Here is a 16,698-nt window from a genome sequence, read left to right as displayed (position 1 = left end):
ATGCCGACACAGCACGCATTTCCCCCTCGCATCGGCACCATTTTCACCCGATCATCGCCGCTGACCGTGGTTGCCGCTATAATGGCCGCCCTCAAGCAAGGTGGTGGTATGAAAGCAGAATATCTACAGCGATTCGGGGGCATTGCCCGTCTTTATGGTCAGCGCGCCCTTGGTTCCTTCAGCCAGGCCAAGGTCTGCGTGGTGGGGATAGGCGGGGTTGGCTCTTGGGCGGCGGAGGCGCTGGCCCGTGCCGGCATCAACCAGATCACCCTGATCGACATGGATGACATCTGCATCACCAACACCAACCGTCAGATCCACGCCATGCAGGGCACGGTCGGCCGCCTCAAGACAGAAGTGATGGCCGAGCGCATCCACGCCATCAACCCCGACTGCGAGGTGATTGAGGTGGATGACTTTGTCACCGCCGACAACCTGGCCGAGCATATCAGGCGGGAGTTTGACTATGTGGTGGATGCCATCGATTCGGTCAAGGCCAAGGTGGCGCTTATTGCCTTCTGCAAGCGCAACAAGATCCCGGTGATCGTAGCGGGCGGTGCCGGCGGGCAGATGGATCCGACCCAAATCACAGTGGCGGATCTGGCCAAGACCATTCAGGATCCGCTGGCGGCCAAGGTGCGCTCCGACCTGCGCCGGTTGCACAACTTCAGCAAGAATCCGGCGCGCAAGTTTGGGGTGGAGTGTGTCTTTTCGACCGAGCAGCTGAGCTATCCCGATGGCAATGGCGGCACTTGTCAGGCCAAGGCGGCCAGCGATGGCAACATGAAGATGGATTGCGCCTCCGGCTTTGGCGCCGTGACGCCGGTGACGGCGACCTTCGGTCTGGTGGCCGCTTCCCGGGTATTGAAGAAGATTGCCGAGCGGGGCGCCCGCGCCGAGAAAGAGGCCGGGAATGGAGAGGTAGGGTCGATTAGCGAAGCCTGATCGACCACTGAACAAGGGGGGTTAGGCTGCCAGCTCCCGGATCGCCAGTACTATTGCCCTGAGCCCGTTACCCCGTGACGGGCTCAAATGTTTCTCTAGCCCCAGCTCTGTGAAATAGGCTTCCATATCAAAGGCCTGAATCACCTCTGCGGATTGGTGGTTGAGCGCCGCCAGCACGATGACGATCAGCCCGCGTACGATGCGGGCATCGGAATCACAGGCAAAGTGCCAGCAGCCATCCTCGCTTTGTTCTCCCTTCAACCAGGCCTGGCTTTCACATCCCTTGAGACGGAATGCCTCCTGCTGCCATTCGCCGGGTAGCGTGGGTAACAGCTTGCCGAGCTGGATGATGAGGCGGTACTGGTTCTCCCAGCCAGGTGCGGCGGCAAACTGCTGGCGGATGCTGTCAGCGTCGGGCTCAAGGCCGATCCGGGTATAGGTTGCGAGGTCACTCATTCGATTGTCTGCCTTAGAAGAAATCACTTAACTTGTGCAGGGCCGCCAGCAGGGCTTCCACATCGTCCCGGTTGTTGTAACAGGCCAGGGAGACCCGCAGGGTGCCGCCTATACCGAGGCTGTCCATCAGCGGCATGGCGCAGTGATGGCCGACTCGCAGTGCTATGCCCTGCATGTCGAGCAGGGTGGCGGCATCCTGGGGGTGGATGTCGTCCAGCAGGAAGGAGACGGCGCCTGCCCGTTGTGCTGGTTCCCCGATGAGGCGCAGGCCCGGCACCTGGCGCAGGCCAGCGACCAGATGGTCGGTGAGTGCCTGTTCGTGGCGCACCAGCGCAGCCCTGTCTTGGGTCCTGATAAAGTCGATGGCGGCAGCCAGGCCAATGGCCCCGGCGATATGGGGGGTCCCCGCCTCGAACTTGAAGGGCAGGGCGTTGAAGGTGGTGCCGCTGAAACTGACTCTGTCGATCATCTCGCCCCCCGCCTGCCAGGGCGGCATCCGCTCCAGCAATCCGGTTCTGCCCCAGAGCACGCCGATACCGGTCGGGCCGTAGAGCTTGTGACCGGAGAAGGCGTAGAAGTCGCAGCCTATGGCTTGCACATCTACCTCGAGGTGGGCCACCGCCTGGGCGCCGTCGATCAGCGTCAGGGCGCCAACCGCCTTGGCGGCAGCCACCATCCGGGTGATCGGATTGACGGTGCCGAGGGCATTGGAGACGTGGGCCACGCTCACCAGCCGGGTGCGCGGCCCCAGCATGGCCAGGTAAGCCTCCATATCCAGATCCCCGCGCTTATCCAGCGGAATGACCCGAATGATGGCGCCGGTGCGTTCGGCAATCAACTGCCAGGGGACTATGTTGGCGTGGTGCTCCAGGGTGCTGAGGACGATCTCGTCCCCTGCCTTGAGTTCGCTCATGCCCCAGCTCTGGGCCACCAGATTGATCGCCTCGGTGGTGCCGCGGGTCCAGATCACCTCGTGGCTGCGGGGCGCATTGATAAAGCGGGCGACCGTCTCGCGGGCCGCCTCGAAGGCGCGGGTGGCGCGGCCGCTCAGGGCATGGGCGGCGCGGTGCACGTTGGCGTTGTCGGCCCGATAGTAGTGAGCGATGGCGTCCAGCACCGCCTGCGGCTTCTGGGTGGTGGCGGCGTTGTCCAGATAGATCAGAGGGTGGCCGTTCACCTCCTGTGCCAGGGCCGGAAACTGGCTACGCAATTGGGCGTGCTGTTGCTGATTCATGCTCCCCTCACCTCCTCTGGAAAAGTCGGCCATGATCCGGAAAATGACGGGCAAACACAAGGCGAAGTGGCGGGATCCTGTGTCCGGTTTCGGCTGCCCGCGGGATCTCTGTTACAATGCCGCCCCTCATCATAAGCCAAGAGATCCGGCCCATGAAGCTCAACCCCAATCAGAACGAAGCGGTCAAGTTTGTCTCCGGCCCTTGCCTGGTGCTGGCGGGTGCCGGATCGGGCAAGACCCGCGTCATCACCAACAAGATCGCCTATCTGGTGCAGCAGTGCGGCTACAACGCCCGCAACATCGCCGCTGTGACCTTTACCAACAAGGCGGCGAGGGAGATGAAGGAGCGGGTCGGCCAGACCCTGGGCCGCAAGGAGGCGCGGGGGCTCATGGTCTCCACCTTCCATACCCTGGGGCTCGAGATCATACGTCGCGAGCACAAGAGCCTGAATCTCAAGGCAAACTTCTCCCTGTTCGACGATACCGACCAGCTGGCGCTGCTGAAAGAATTGACCGAGGCGGAGCTGGACAACGACAAGGACAAGCTCTCGGCCCTCATCACCCAGATCTCCAACTGGAAGAACGACCTCATCCTGCCGGCGCGGGCCATGCGCATCGCCCGGGGGCCGGAAGAGGTGCTGATGGCCCAGCTCTACGAGCGCTATCACCGCCAGATGGTGGCCTACAACGCGCTGGATTTTGATGACCTCATCGTGATGCCGACCCTGCTGCTGAAGAACAATGAGGAGGTGCGGACCCGCTGGCAGAACAAGATCCGCTACCTGCTGGTCGATGAGTATCAGGATACCAACACCAGCCAGTACGAGCTGGTGAAACAGATCGTCGGCGAGCGGGCCCGCTTCACCGTGGTGGGGGATGACGATCAGTCCATCTACTCCTGGCGCGGTGCCAAGCCGCAGAACCTGGTGTTGCTGAACGAGGATTTCCCCAGCCTCAAGCTCATCAAGCTGGAGCAGAACTACCGCTCCAAGGGGCGCATCCTCAAGTGCGCCAACATATTGATCGCCAACAACCCCCATGTGTTCGACAAGGCGCTCTTCTCCGAGCTCGACTACGGGGTGCCGGTCAAGGTGCTGTTCGCCAAGAATGAGGAGCACGAGGCGGAGCGGATCGCCGCCGAGATGATGGGCCACAAGTTCATGAACCGCACCCGGTTCAAGGATTACGCCATCCTCTATCGGGGCAATCATCAGTCGCGCATCTTCGAGAAGGCGCTGATGACCAACCGCATTCCCTATCGCATCTCCGGCGGTACCTCGTTTTTCTCCCGCACCGAGATCAAGGACATCATGGCTTACCTCAAGCTGCTGGTGAATCCGGACGAAGACACCGCCTTCCTGCGGGTGGTCAACCTGCCGCGCCGGGAAATCGGTCCCACCACCCTTGAGAAGCTGGGGCAGTACGCCAACCAGCGCGGCAAGAGCCTGTTTGCCGCCAGCTTCGAGCTGGGGCTGGAGCAGCACCTCTCCGGCCGTGGCCTCGTGGCCCTGCAGGCCTTCACCAACTGGCTGGTGCGGCTCGGCGATCAGGCGCTGCGAGGCAACCCGGTGGAGGCTGTACGGGACATGATCAAGGAGATCCACTACGAGGAGTGGCTCTACGAGACCTCCCCCAGCCCGAAGGCGGCCGAGATGCGGATGCAGAACGTCTCTACCCTCTATCGCTGGATCACCGAGATGCTGGAGGGGGACGAGCTGGAGGAGGCCATGACGCTCGCCCAGGTGGTCACTCGCCTCACCCTGCGGGACATGATGGAGCGCAACGAGGGGGAGGACGATGCGGATCAGGTGCAGCTGATGACACTGCACGCCTCCAAGGGGCTGGAGTTCCCCTATGTCTACATGGTGGGAATGGAAGAGGGCTTGCTGCCCCACCAGACCAGCATCGACGAGGACAACGTGGAGGAGGAGCGCCGTCTCGCCTACGTGGGTATCACCCGGGCCCAGACCGAACTGACCTTCACCCTCTGCAAGGAGCGGCGTCAGTATGGCGAGTCGGTGCGCCCCGAGCCGAGCCGCTTCCTGCTGGAGCTGCCCCAGGACGATCTGGAGTGGGAGAACCAGAAGAAGGTGACGGCCGAGGAGCGCCAGCAGAAGGGGCAGGTCGGCGTTGCCAACCTGAGGGCCCTGTTCAAGAAGGATTGAGAGAAGGCTAGGCCGGGGGCTCTGCGAGCAGCGGTATGATGTCGGATCCTGGCAGAGGCGGGGAGATGTGGCGCCCCTGCCCCAGGGCGCAGCCCAGCTCGATCAGCTTCTGCAGTTGCTGCTGGTTCTCTATGCCCTCGACCACCAGAGTGAAGTCAAGATCCTGACAGATGTCCCGCATGGCGCGGATCAGCGCCAGATCCTTGGGGGAGTTCAGCATGCGATGGGTGAAGCTGTCATCCACCTTGATGTAGTCCACCGGGAAGTGGAACAGGGCATTGAGGGAGGAGAAGCCGGTCCCGAAGTCGTCGAGGCTGATCTGGATTCCCTTGGCCCTGAGCTCATGGAGCGAGGTGAGGGAGTCGGCACTCTGCCTGGAGAGCTCCCGCTCGTTGAATTCGAAGATGAAGTAGCCGGGTATCACCCCCTCCTCCTCCATGATGTGGACCAGTGCCATGATCTGCTCGCGGCTGGCCAGGTGCTTGCCGGACAGGTTGAGCGATATCTTGAAGCGGCCGCCCCCCGAGAGCTGCAACCAGCTCTTCAACTGCTGGCAGGTGCGTCTGAGGATCTGGCGATCCAGATCCTGAATGAGGCCGCACTGCTCGGCCAGTGGAATGAAGTCGAATGCATCCTTGAGCTCCCCCTCCTCCGTTATCCAGCGCGCCATCACCTCCAGACCGACCAGGCGGCTGTCACACAGCCTGATCACGGGCTGGAAGTAGGGGACAATCCGCCCTTCCCGCAAGGCCCTGAACAGCAGCTCCTCCGGCGAGCCCGAGTGCTCCATGCAGGCATCTGAGTACATGACGATGCGACTGCGGCCATTGCGCTTGGCCTGATACATGGCGAGATCGGCCTGGTGCAGCAGCTCGCTGATGTCCGTGGTCTGCTCCGACACGCTGGCCACCCCCAGGCTGACGGTCACGGTCAGCTCATTGCCCTGAAGCCGGAACGGGTGGGCGATGCGGCCTACAATGCGGTTGAGTACGGGGCTGACGTCCTCCTCCTGCTGGCTGTTGTCCAGATAGATGACGAACTCGTCGCCCCCCAGCCTGGCCACCATGTCATTTTGCCGGATACAGCTCTGCAGGCGCTTGGCCAGCTCCTGCAGCAGCTGGTCGCCGGCACTGTGGCCCAGGGCGTCATTGACCTGCTTGAAATGATCCACGTCGGCGAAGATCAGGGTGAAGCCGGCCGTCTGGTAACGGCGGTAACGGGTCATGGCGTGATGGAGGTGGTTCATCAGCAGGGCCCGGTTCGGCAGCTGGGTCAACGGGTCGTGCAGCGCATTGAACTGGAGTCGCCGCTCCAGCTCCTGATGATGCCTGAGTCGTTTCTGCAACCGCAGGTTGGTCTGGCGCAACTGCTGGAGTCGCTGGTTGATGGACTCTTCCGAGTTGAGTTCATCCAGCTGCTGCCTGACTCTCGTGAGCTCAAGCAGCAGGGTCAACTGGTGGCGCAGGAAGTCGAGGAACAGCCTGTCATCGGCTTCCAGGGGCTGGGCAGTATTGATGATGAGGTGGGCGAAATACTGCTGCTGCTGGCGCAGTGGCAGGCTGTACCAGAACAATCCGGCCTCGCTGCGCTCTATGCTGTTGGTGCTGTGGCACAGGGCCCTGATGACGTCGTCAGCATAGGCAAGCCGCATCGGATAGAGTTTCTCCAGCCGCTGGTTATCGAGGCGGACCAGCAGCATGTCATTGACGGCCAGCATCTGGCGCAGCACGGCCTCCAACTGGGAAAACAGGGCATGCTGCGGCAGGTTGTGGGCCAACCGCATGATACGGCTGATTTTTTCAATCTTCTGCTGCCATTGGGGATCCCGCTGCATGAGGGGGGACGCCTGCCCAGCCAGCTGGGTGCCGGTCTGGGTTTCGTGCAGGCGCTTGGCGAGACACTCCAGCAGCAGTCTCAGGGTCGGGGTCTGTTCGGGAGCGCCGCGGGCCAGCAGCCATTGCACCTCATAGTGCTCCACCGCCTGCACGCACCATCCCTGATGTTCATCGAGCTGGGTGAGCTGTTCGGTGAGACGGGGCCCTTCACGCCCCAGTTGCTGCTTGAACGCCTCGGGCAGCCGATGTTCATACAACCAGTGCAGGCCGCCATCGGCCAGCCCCAGCATGGCAAAGTGCTGCAGGGGACAGAGTCTGCCCAGCTGCTCTACCAGTCTGGCGTAGTCCTCAGGAGAGGCGATGCCGGGCGCGGGGAAATCCATGATGGAAGAAACGACCGCCAGCAAGGGGGGGGGATCTGGCGGTGTGAGGGGCTGGACTGACATGCAACACTCCCGAATTAACTCATCTACAAGCGTAGTCGGAAGTGATTGGATTGAAAGGGCTGCTATAGAAGCCCTTTCAACCACTTAGAGCTTGTCGATCATGTAGTGAATGGCGTTTTCGATCTCTTCGTCACTACAGGCCGCGCAAGTACCCCGTGCCGGCATCATGCCGGCCTTGCCGGTGAAGCCTTCGATGGCATGCTTGCGCAGGGTGTCGAACCCCTGGGCGATGCGTGGTTCCCAGGCGGCCTTGTCCCCGCGCTTGGGCGCACCGGCCGCGCCGGTATCATGGCAGGCAAAGCAGGCGCCCTTGAACACTGTCTCGCCATCCCGAGGACCGGACGAGGCTGCAGCAGGGGCGGCCGCTGCGGTCGCGATGCCTTCCAGATCCTTGGCGGTGTAGACCTGACCGACCGGGGCTATGCGCTCGGCGATGGCTTCCGTCGACATCTCATCGGCGGCAAGGACGGCGCCGGACAGGGTGGCGGCTGCCATCCCGGCAGCCAGCAAATAGCTCAGTTTTTTCAACACGCTCATGTACTCCCAGCAGGCTCTTATTATCCCTAGAAAACGACGGGATTATAACCGAATAGTTACAGGCATTTAAACGCTTGTGTGTGAAGTGTTAAGCAATCTGCGAACAAAGTTTCTGCGGCGGCAGGGGCAGCAGGCAAGGCAAGAGCAAAAAGAAACCCGGCTTTCGCCGGGTTTTTGCATTCAGCCGTGAAAAAGGCTGACTTGTCTCTACTCAGGATCCCGGTGGACCTGGCCTTCGCACCTGACATCCACAAGCCGTTGTCCAGGCTACTCAATCCCAGTTCAGGATCACCTTGCCGGACTTGCCTGACCCCATGGCTTCGAAGCCCTGCTGGAAGTCATCGATGTGGAAGTGATGGGTGATGATGGGGCTGAGATCCAGGCCTGACTGGATGAGGCTGGCCATCTTGTACCAGGTTTCGAACATCTCGCGACCATAGATCCCTTTGATAAACAGTCCCTTGAAGATCACCTTGTTCCAGTCGATGGCCATGGTGGAGGGGGGAATGCCGAGCATGGCGATTTTGCCGCCGTGGTTCATCTTGTCGATCATGTCCTGGAAGGCGCTGGGTACGCCGGACATCTCCAGCCCCACGTCGAAGCCTTCGGTCATGCCGAGCTCGGCCATCACGTCGGAGAGCTTCTCCTTGGCCACGTTGACGGCGCGGGTGGCGCCCATCTTGCGGGCCAGCTCCAGCCGGTATTCGTTGACGTCGGTGATCACCACGTGACGGGCACCCACATGGCGGCAGACGGCGGCAGCCATGATGCCGATGGGACCGGCGCCGGTGATGAGCACGTCTTCACCCACCAGATCGAAGGAGAGGGCGGTGTGCACGGCGTTGCCGAACGGGTCGAAGATGGCGGCCAGCTCGTCGGGAATGTTGTCCGGTAGCTTGAAGGCGTTGAAGGCCGGGATCACCAGGTATTCGGCGAAGGAGCCCGGGCGGTTGACGCCGACCCCTATGGTGTTGCGGCACAGGTGGGTGCGACCGGCGCGGCAGTTGCGGCAGTGGCCGCAGGTGATGTGGCCTTCGCCGGAGACGCGATCGCCGATGGCGAAGCCGCGCACTTCCTGGCCGACGGCGACCACCTCTCCCACGTACTCATGACCGACCACCATGGGCACGGGTATGGTCTTCTGGGCCCACTCATCCCAGTTGTAGATGTGCATGTCGGTGCCGCAGATGGCGGTCTTGCGGATCTTGATCAGCAGATCGTTGTGGCCGAGCTCGGGAGCCGGGACGTCCGTCATCCAGATGCCGGCTTCGGATTTGAGTTTGGAGAGTGCTTTCATGACAGATTCCTCACGGCGCAGTGCCGGGTACAGAGGGTAATAAAATGGGGCCCAACCTTGGCCCCCGTTTTAATCAGCTAGCCATGTGATCAAATCACACCGAGCTCGCGGCCGATGCGGATGAAGGCATCGATGGCCTTGTCCAGCTGCTCGCGGGTATGGGCGGCAGACATCTGGGTACGGATGCGGGCCTGGCCCTTGGGCACCACGGGGAAGGAGAAGCCCACCACGTAGATGCCGGCGGCCAGCATGCGGCTCGCCATCTCGGCGGCCAGCTTGGCATCCCCCAGCATGACCGGAATGATGGCGTGATCGGCACCGGCCAGGGTGAAGCCGGCGGCGCTCATCCGGGTGCGGAAATACTCGCTGTTCTCTTTCAGGCGAGCGCGCAGCGCGTGGCCCTCGGCCAGCATGTCGATCACCTTGATGGTGGCCGAGACGATGGAGGGGGCCAGGGAGTTGGAGAAGAGGTAGGGACGGGAGCGCTGACGCAGCCAGTCGATGACCTCTTTCTTGCCGGAGGTGTAGCCGCCGGAGGCGCCGCCGAGCGCCTTGCCCAGGGTGCCTGTGATGATGTCGACCCTGTCCAGCACGTTGCAGTATTCGTGGGTGCCACGGCCGTTCTCGCCGATGAAGCCCACCGCGTGGGAGTCATCCACCATCACCAGGGCGTCGTATTTGTCGGCCAGATCGCAGATGGATTTGAGGTCGGCGATGACACCGTCCATGGAGAAGACGCCGTCGGTGGCGATCAGCTTGAAGCGGGCGCCGTCGGCATTGGCCTGCTTGAGCTGGGCTTCCAGCTCGGCCATGTCGTTGTTGGCGTAGCGATAGCGCTTGGCCTTGCACAGCCGCACGCCGTCGATGATGGAGGCGTGGTTGAGCGCATCTGAGATGATGGCGTCTTCGGCGCCGAACAGTGTCTCGAACAGACCGCCGTTGGCATCGAAGCAGGAGGAGTAGAGGATGCTGTCCTCGGTGCCGAGGAAGGCGGACAGTTTCTGCTCCAGCGCCTTGTGCTGATCCTGGGTGCCGCAGATGAAGCGCACCGAGGCCATGCCGAAGCCGTGGCTGTCGAGCCCCTGATGGGCGGCGGCGATAAGATCCGGGTGGTTGGCCAGCCCCAGGTAGTTGTTGGCACAGAAGTTCAGAACCTGCTCGCCGCCCACCGCAATCTGGGCCTGCTGAGCCGAGGTGATGATGCGTTCCTGCTTGTATAGCCCTTCCGCCTTGACCTGTTCGAGCTGTTCGGCCAGGTGACGATAGAATCCGTTAGACATCCTCGGTCCTCATTGACTGTGTCGACTGTGTTATCAGGATCTTGGGCCGTGCGAGGTGCACGGACTGACGTCGTCGCGGTCGTGACGAAACGTCGACAGACCCTGGAATGGGCAACATTTTACTGCAATCGTTGCGCACCAATTCAAATTATTATGCTGATATTCAACAATTGTGAAACAGATCTCACCCTGCTGGTTGGGCCAGTTGGTGGTAGTGCTGCTCCAGTTGGCGGATCTGGGCGATCACCTTGGGCTGGACATAGGGGCGCAGCAGGAAGAGCACCCGCAAGACCCCCTGATAAAGCAAGGGCTTGGTGATGCGGGTATGGGGCGCCTGGGCAATCTGGAAGGGGATCCAGCAGGTGACCACCATCTTGATGGTCTGGCCGAGATCCGGCAGGTCTTCGTCGCTGACGTCTATGATGCCACCCTCGCGCAGGCTTCTGAGCAGCGCCTCCACTGCGGCGCGCAGCTGCTCCTGGGCCTTGAGGTACTTGTGCTGCAAGGGTTCGTCGCGACTCAGGATGTCCGGAAGATTCGCGTAGAAGAAGCGGAACTGCCACATCAGATAGAAGATGGCATCCAGATAACCCATCAGATCTTCCAGCTTGATCTCGTGGCTGCGGGCCGGAGTGAAGCTCTCGCTCAGGTGGCGGGCGTACTGATCGAAGATGGAGTGGATGATGTCTTCTTTATTGCGGAAGTGGTAGTAAAGGTTGCCCGGGCTGATGCCGAGATGGGCGGCAATGTGGTTGGTGGTGATGTTGCGTTCACCCTGATCGTTGAACAGCTCGGTGGCGCTATGGATGATCCTGTCTCTGGTCTTCATCACTGATCCCTCTGCCGGGCCCTGTGCGCCGAGGTCGAATCCCCTGGCGGCCCGTGATAAACTTTTCGGCAATTTCAAATTGGCCCACTATACACAGCTTTAACAGGCAGTCACACGGGGCCATCAACGTACGCGAGGCAAACTCCATGATCGTAGTAACTGGCGGTGCTGGCTTTATCGGCAGCAATCTGGTCAAGCAGCTGAACGCTCAAGGACGGACCGATATCGTGGTCATCGACGACCTGACCGACGGCACCAAGTTCGTCAACCTGGTCGATCTCACCATCGCCGACTACATGGACAAGGACGAGTTCCAGGCGCGGATCGTCTCCGGTGACGAGTTTGAAGAGTGGGATGGCGGCATCGAGGTGATCTTCCACGAAGGTGCCTGCTCTGCGACTACCGAGTGGAACGGCAAGTTCATCATGGAGGTCAACTACGAGTACTCCAAGGATCTGTTCCACTACTGCATCGAGCGGGAAATCCCCTTCATCTATGCCTCCTCCGCCGCGACCTATGGCGGCCGCAACGACAACTTCATCGAAGATCCCAAGTTCGAGCAGCCGCTGAACGTCTATGGCTACTCCAAGCAGCTGTTCGACCAATACGTGCGCCGCTGGCTGCCGGAGATCGACTCCCAGGTGGTGGGCCTGAAGTACTTCAACGTCTACGGTCCGCGCGAACAGCACAAGGGCTCCATGGCCTCCGTCGCCTTCCACCTCAACAACCAGGTGAAGCAGGGGGACAATCCCAAGCTGTTCGAGGGCTGCGACGGCTTCCCGGATGGCGGCCAGATGCGCGACTTCATCTATGTGGACGACGTCTGCAAGGTGAACCTCTGGTTCTGGCAGAACCCGCAGCACTCCGGCATCTTCAACTGCGGCACCGGCCGTGCCGAGCCGTTCCAGAACGTGGCCGAGGCCGTGATCAAGCATCACCAGCAAGGCGCCATCGAGTACATCCCCTTCCCGGATCACCTCAAGGGTCGCTATCAGAGCTTCACCCAGGCCGATCTCACCCGCTTGCGCGGCGTCGGTTATGACGGCGAGTTCAAGACTGTCGCCGAAGGCGTGGCCGATTACATGGCCTGGTTGAACCGGGCTTGATCCCCCTCTGACGGGCGGCCCTGGCCGCCCGTCGATCGGATGCGCTTGCATGAACATATTGATGGCACTCTCCCAGCTCGAAGTCACGGGAGCTGAGGTCTATGCCACCACGGTCGGCAACGAGCTGACCCGGCGTGGTCACAACGTCTTTTACGTGTCAGATACCCTGACCAAGCCCACGCAAGGGCCCGTATTCAAGCTGAGGTTCAACAAACGCAGCATACTGCGCCGCTTCTGGCATGTGTTTTACCTCATCTATCTCATCAGGAAGCACCACATCCAGCTGGTCCATGCCCACTCCCGCGCCTCCGGCTGGAGCAGCTACGTGGCCTGCAAGCTGACCGGCACCCCCATGATCACCACAGTTCATGGTCGTCAGCCGGTACATGCCTCCCGCAAGGCCTTCCATGCCCTCGGCTATCGGGCGGTTGCCGTTTGTGAAGATATCGCCCGCCAGATCATCGACAACCTGGGGGTGGATCCCGCCATGGTGCAGGTGCTGCGCAACGGCATAGAAACCGACAAATTCCAGCCTGTGCCTGCGCCGGATAATCCCAAGCCGGTGATCGCCATCATAGGTCGACTGAGCGGCCCCAAGGGGGAGCTCTGCTATCGCCTGCTGGACGAGGTGCTGGATCTGGACGCCTGCCAAGTCCGTGTCGTCAGCGGCACCCGAGTGCCGGAGCGCTTTGCCCGCTTCCAGGACAAGGTCGATTTCGTCGGCTATGTGGATGATGTACCCGCCCTGCTGGCACAGTGCGATCTGGTGATCGGCGCCGGCCGGGTGGCGATGGAAGCCCTGCTGTGCGGCCGTCCGGCGTTTGCCATCGGCGAGGCCAAGGCCATCGGGCTGGTGACCGAACAGAATCTGGACGAGGCGCTGGCCAGCAACTTCGGCGACATAGGGCCCAGAGATCTGTCCATCGATTTTGCCGCGCTGAAGGGGCAGATAGCCACTGCGCTGGCGAGCAAGAGCGTGCCGGACAGCCTGCGCCAGCGCATCCGGCAGGAGTATGACTTGCAGGAGGTGGTGAGCGGGCTCGAGTCCATCTATCAGGATGCCGTGGTCGAGACCCTGCGCCGGGAGATGCCGGTCATCATGTATCACCGCTTCATCGAGCAGGAGAGCGAGAAGGGGGTGCACGGCACCTGGCTGCCCATCGCCATGTTCGAGAAACACCTCAAGCTGATGAAGTGGCTGGGTTACGAGACCCTGACATTCGCGGATCTGGCGGACAAGGGCTTCATCCACCGGCTGCAATACGGCAAGAAGTACCTGATGATCACCGTCGACGACGGTTATCGGGACAATCTCACCCGCATGCTGCCCCTGCTGGAAAAATATGGTTACAAGGCGGTGGTGTACATAGTGACCGGCGAGGATCACAATCGCTGGGATGTGGAGCATCCGACCCACCCCGATACGCCTGTGGCCCTGATGAATGGCGACGAGATCAAGGCGCTGGTGGCCTCCGGTCACGTGGAGATCGGTGGTCATACCCTGACGCACCCGCGCCTGAGCACGCTGGCTCCCGAACAGCAGGCACAGGAGATCCGGGCCAACAAGGAGAGGCTGGAACGGCTGCTTGGCCAGCCGCTGCTGTCGTTTGCCTACCCTTACGGGGATCTGAACGAGAGCGCGAAAGCCGAGGCCTGTGCCGCCGGCTACCGCTATGCTGTGGCCACCAACAGCGGCCCCAGGGCCATGCATCGGGATCCGCTCCAGATCCGCCGGATCGCCATCTTCCCCCGCACCGACATGTTCGGGCTGTGGCGCAAGATCCGTGGCAACTATGTCTTCAGAAAATCTTGATGGGAAAATACACATTGCTCGGGATGAAAGATCAGGCCTTGTCGACGAATCACGATTTTCTCGGCTTTTTTCACGGCAAGGCGTTCGGCAACTTAATCTTCCTGAATATTCTGGGTTACACCCTGTTCAAGGATTCGATACAGCTGATCGCCGATGTCTGCCAGACCATCATCGTCTTCGCGACCCTGCTGGCATTCTATGTGGACAGGGCTTTTTTCATAAAAAACAGAGTATTTCAACTGCTCTGTCTGGCCGTGGTGGTGCAGTGTCTGAGCTGGATGTCATCGCGATATTATGTCCATGACTATGCCCTCAAGTACCCTTCGGTGAAGTCGATGGCCTACCTCTTCTTCTTCATCGGCCTCGCCTACTGGCTGAAGGGGGACACTCGCCGCATCGTCATCACCTTGCTGACCTTCTGCGTCGGGGTGGTCTTCACTTTTGCCTACCACTCGGCCTTTTTCTCCATCTTCGAGACGGGGCTCGACGGTGCCAGGGTGGATTTCAATTACCGCAATGCCCAGCATGGCTCCCTGATCGCGGGGGCCTGTTTCCTGTTTTTTGTCCTGTTGCTGCTCACCTCAAAATTCAAGAAGCTGTCATTGGCCAATGCCGGGATCCTGCTCGGCATAGTGCTGTTCGGCGTCTTCTCCATCATTCTACAATCCCGCCAGTCCTGGCTGGCCATCTCGGTCTCCCTGGCCATTCTGCCCTTGCTGGGGGGTGGGGACCATTGGCCAACACGCAAGGTGGTCATGACCTACGCCATCTTGCTGGCGACCATGCTGGCCCTCTATCAGGTCTCATTCATCAGGGAGAGGCTGCTGTCTGGCTTTGTGCATCAAGGGGATCTGCATGCCATATTGACAGGCAACTGGGCAGAGGTGCAGGACGTCAGCATAGGGGTGAGATTGAAGACCTGGCTGGAGGCCATCCAGTGGTTCCTGGCACACCCGCTCTTCGGCACCGGCTATGGCAGTCAATCACTGGTCATTACCCTATCCAAGACTCTGCCGGACTACATCACCCAGGAGTTCCGTCATCTGCACAACTCCAACATGGAGACCCTGGTGTGCTGGGGTATCGCCGGATTCCTGGTGCTCTATGGCACACTCTTCACCGTGGCCCGTCAGGTGTTGTCCTGTTCGAGTTCTTCACGTTTCATCAAGATGCTGACCATCTCTTTCATCATCTATTGGCTCATCATCAACAACTTCGAATCCTTTTTCTACATGCGCTCCGGGCAGTGGGTATTCAGCGTCTTCATGGGCGCCATCTACTCGGTTGCACTGCATGGAGAACTGAAGCAGTTTGCAAGGGAAGGTCATGAAAATTTACGTCATTAGTCTGGAACGGGCCGTCGAGCGGCGCAGTCGCGTCGAGTCCGTCCTGGAGGCCAGAGGCATCGATTTCGAGTTTTTCAATGCGGTGAATGGCTTTGAAGGTCTCCCTGAGCGGTTGCAGGCCTTGCCGGATGACCAGCACAGGATCCGTTTCAGGAGCCGACCGTTGACCCCGGGGGAGAAGGGCTGTTATGCCAGCCACTTCCTGTTGTGGGAAAGGTGCGTCGAACTCAATGAGCCCATCCTCATTCTGGAAGATGACTTCCTGCCTACCCAGTATTTTGAAGAGGTACTGGGGACCCTGCCCAAGGTCCACGAGCAGTATGAGTATGTGAAGGTGGAACCCCAGGTCGGGTCGGCCACCGCACTGACCACCATAGACAACATGCAGCTGATGTTCTGGCACAACAACTCCTGCTGGACCACGGGTTACAGCATCTCGCCCCAGGGGGCCCGCCGTCTGCTGGCACACAGCAAGCGATGGCTCTGCTCGGTCGACAACTTCATTGGCGAGTCCTATCGTACCGGCCTCATCTGCACCGGCCTTATCCCCTATGCCATCTATAGCCCGCGGGACATGGGCAGCGACATCCAGAATCAGGTTGAACTGAAGAAGGTGCCGCTAGGGTTCAAATTGACCCGTGAGCTGTACCGCTTCTACCGGTTCATCAAAATGACCCTGTGGAACATGAAGCAGTGCGGGGGCAAGTCATGAGCGCGACCAATAAAACCATTCACGCCATCTGGCTCGGCAGCCGGCTGCCTCCTCTGGCGCATGTGTGCATCGACGACTGGCGAAAGCAGGGTTATGACTACAAGCTGTGGCTGGATACGGACCCGCAGATAAAGCGCTGGATCCAGGAGTGCACCTTTGCACGGGAGTGCTACCGACGGGGCTTGCTGGCCTTCGTGACCGATTACCTGCGCCTCAAGATCCTCGCCCAGGAAGGGGGTCTCTATCTGGATACCGATGTCACCATCAACCAGGATCCTTTCCCGCTCTTCGAGTCAGTGGCGTTTGGCGCAGGTTACGAGTCCGATCGGCTGGTCGGCACCGCTGTCATCTATGCCAGGAAAGAGTCGGTGATGTTGTCCGAGCTGGTCCGCTTCTATGAAGAGGAGATCATGTCTTCCCCCATGTACATGGGGCCCGAGATCATGACCAGACTGGTGGCAGACAAGCTGGCACAGTCCGGCGATGCCACCCTGATCGCCCCGGTTCATTACTTTTACAACTATCAGGGGGAAGCGATTCACTTTGAGCCCGCCGCGGAGCGTTACATGACGCACTGGTTCCAGCACAGCTGGAAACGCTCATCCGGCCTCATCTTCCTGCGGGCCAAGTCCAAGGGGTGGTCCGGATACCTCTATGAGTGGCAGAAGGAGTTCTTCCGTCTGAGAAAGTGACGCTC

At 60.6% G+C, this 16,698-nt stretch carries 14 protein-coding genes; 7 read left to right on the top strand and 7 right to left on the bottom strand.

The genetic code is table 11. The features are described from left to right. Positions 1–108: 108 nt before the first annotated feature. Positions 109–945 (top strand): tRNA cyclic N6-threonylcarbamoyladenosine(37) synthase TcdA, encoded by an 837-nt coding sequence (gene tcdA / locus ACWPWQ_RS20185; protein WP_454010611.1) that lies wholly within the window; start codon positions 109–111, stop codon positions 943–945. Between the two features lie 21 nt (positions 946–966). On the opposite strand, the gene ACWPWQ_RS20180 is transcribed toward tcdA, so the two are convergent. Continuing rightward, positions 967–1,401, bottom strand: coding sequence for a SufE family protein (locus tag ACWPWQ_RS20180; RefSeq protein ID WP_454010610.1), 435 nt, complete (start codon positions 1,399–1,401; stop codon positions 967–969). Between the two features lie 13 nt (positions 1,402–1,414). Continuing rightward, positions 1,415–2,635: an aminotransferase class V-fold PLP-dependent enzyme gene (locus ACWPWQ_RS20175; protein ID WP_454010609.1), complete on the bottom strand. Its 1,221-nt coding sequence runs from the start codon at positions 2,633–2,635 to the stop codon at positions 1,415–1,417. 152 nt (positions 2,636–2,787) lie between these two features. Here ACWPWQ_RS20175 and rep point away from each other — a divergent pair, with 152 nt between their 5' ends. After that, positions 2,788–4,800, top strand: a complete 2,013-nt coding sequence (gene rep / locus ACWPWQ_RS20170) for a DNA helicase Rep (protein WP_429110746.1) — start codon at positions 2,788–2,790, stop codon at positions 4,798–4,800. 7 nt (positions 4,801–4,807) lie between these two features. Here the strand turns inward: rep and ACWPWQ_RS20165 are convergent, their stop codons facing one another. The 5 genes from ACWPWQ_RS20165 to ACWPWQ_RS20145 all read right to left on the bottom strand — a co-directional run bounded on the left by ACWPWQ_RS20165 (position 4,808) and on the right by ACWPWQ_RS20145 (position 11,024). Continuing rightward, complete coding sequence (locus ACWPWQ_RS20165) at positions 4,808–7,081, bottom strand: putative bifunctional diguanylate cyclase/phosphodiesterase (RefSeq protein WP_454010608.1); 2,274 nt, start codon at positions 7,079–7,081, stop codon at positions 4,808–4,810. Between the two features lie 84 nt (positions 7,082–7,165). Further along, positions 7,166–7,618 (bottom strand): c-type cytochrome, encoded by a 453-nt coding sequence (locus ACWPWQ_RS20160; RefSeq protein WP_162519260.1) that lies wholly within the window; start codon positions 7,616–7,618, stop codon positions 7,166–7,168. Positions 7,619–7,889: 271 nt separating this feature from the next. Next, complete coding sequence (gene tdh, locus ACWPWQ_RS20155) at positions 7,890–8,915, bottom strand: L-threonine 3-dehydrogenase (RefSeq protein ID WP_043132655.1); 1,026 nt, start codon at positions 8,913–8,915, stop codon at positions 7,890–7,892. An 89-nt stretch (positions 8,916–9,004) separates the two neighbouring features. Then, positions 9,005–10,195, bottom strand: a complete 1,191-nt coding sequence (locus tag ACWPWQ_RS20150; RefSeq protein ID WP_307766590.1) for a glycine C-acetyltransferase — start codon at positions 10,193–10,195, stop codon at positions 9,005–9,007. 184 nt (positions 10,196–10,379) lie between these two features. Beyond that, positions 10,380–11,024 (bottom strand): TetR/AcrR family transcriptional regulator, encoded by a 645-nt coding sequence (locus ACWPWQ_RS20145; RefSeq protein ID WP_265436758.1) that lies wholly within the window; start codon positions 11,022–11,024, stop codon positions 10,380–10,382. A gap of 146 nt (positions 11,025–11,170) precedes the next feature. Here ACWPWQ_RS20145 and rfaD point away from each other — a divergent pair, with 146 nt between their 5' ends. The 5 genes from rfaD to ACWPWQ_RS20120 are packed head-to-tail and all read left to right on the top strand — an operon-like array spanning position 11,171 to position 16,693. Continuing rightward, positions 11,171–12,130 carry an ADP-glyceromanno-heptose 6-epimerase gene (gene rfaD / locus ACWPWQ_RS20140; RefSeq protein WP_025325251.1) on the top strand — a complete coding sequence of 320 codons (960 nt, stop codon included), beginning with the start codon at positions 11,171–11,173 and terminating at the stop codon, positions 12,128–12,130. Positions 12,131–12,179: 49 nt separating this feature from the next. Then, complete coding sequence (locus ACWPWQ_RS20135; RefSeq protein ID WP_454010607.1) at positions 12,180–13,943, top strand: polysaccharide deacetylase family protein; 1,764 nt, start codon at positions 12,180–12,182, stop codon at positions 13,941–13,943. A 38-nt stretch (positions 13,944–13,981) separates the two neighbouring features. Next, the gene (locus tag ACWPWQ_RS20130) at positions 13,982–15,289 is read left to right on the top strand and encodes an O-antigen ligase family protein (protein WP_454010606.1); all 1,308 of its coding nucleotides are present in this window, start codon (positions 13,982–13,984) and stop codon (positions 15,287–15,289) included. Beyond that, on the top strand, positions 15,270–16,001 hold the full coding sequence (locus tag ACWPWQ_RS20125) for a glycosyltransferase family 25 protein (RefSeq protein ID WP_454010605.1): 732 nt from the start codon (positions 15,270–15,272) through the stop codon (positions 15,999–16,001). Before ACWPWQ_RS20130 ends, ACWPWQ_RS20125 begins: the two co-directional genes overlap by 20 nt. Further along, a complete protein-coding gene (locus ACWPWQ_RS20120) occupies positions 15,998–16,693 on the top strand; it encodes a glycosyltransferase family 32 protein (RefSeq protein ID WP_454010604.1) in 696 nt (231 codons plus the stop codon). The genes ACWPWQ_RS20125 and ACWPWQ_RS20120 overlap by 4 nt, the downstream gene beginning before the upstream one ends. The last annotated feature ends 5 nt before the right edge of the window (positions 16,694–16,698 follow it).

It is taken from the genome of Aeromonas sp. Marseille-Q7275 (assembly GCF_965119515.1).
This window is presented reverse-complemented; position numbering and strand designations above follow the sequence as displayed.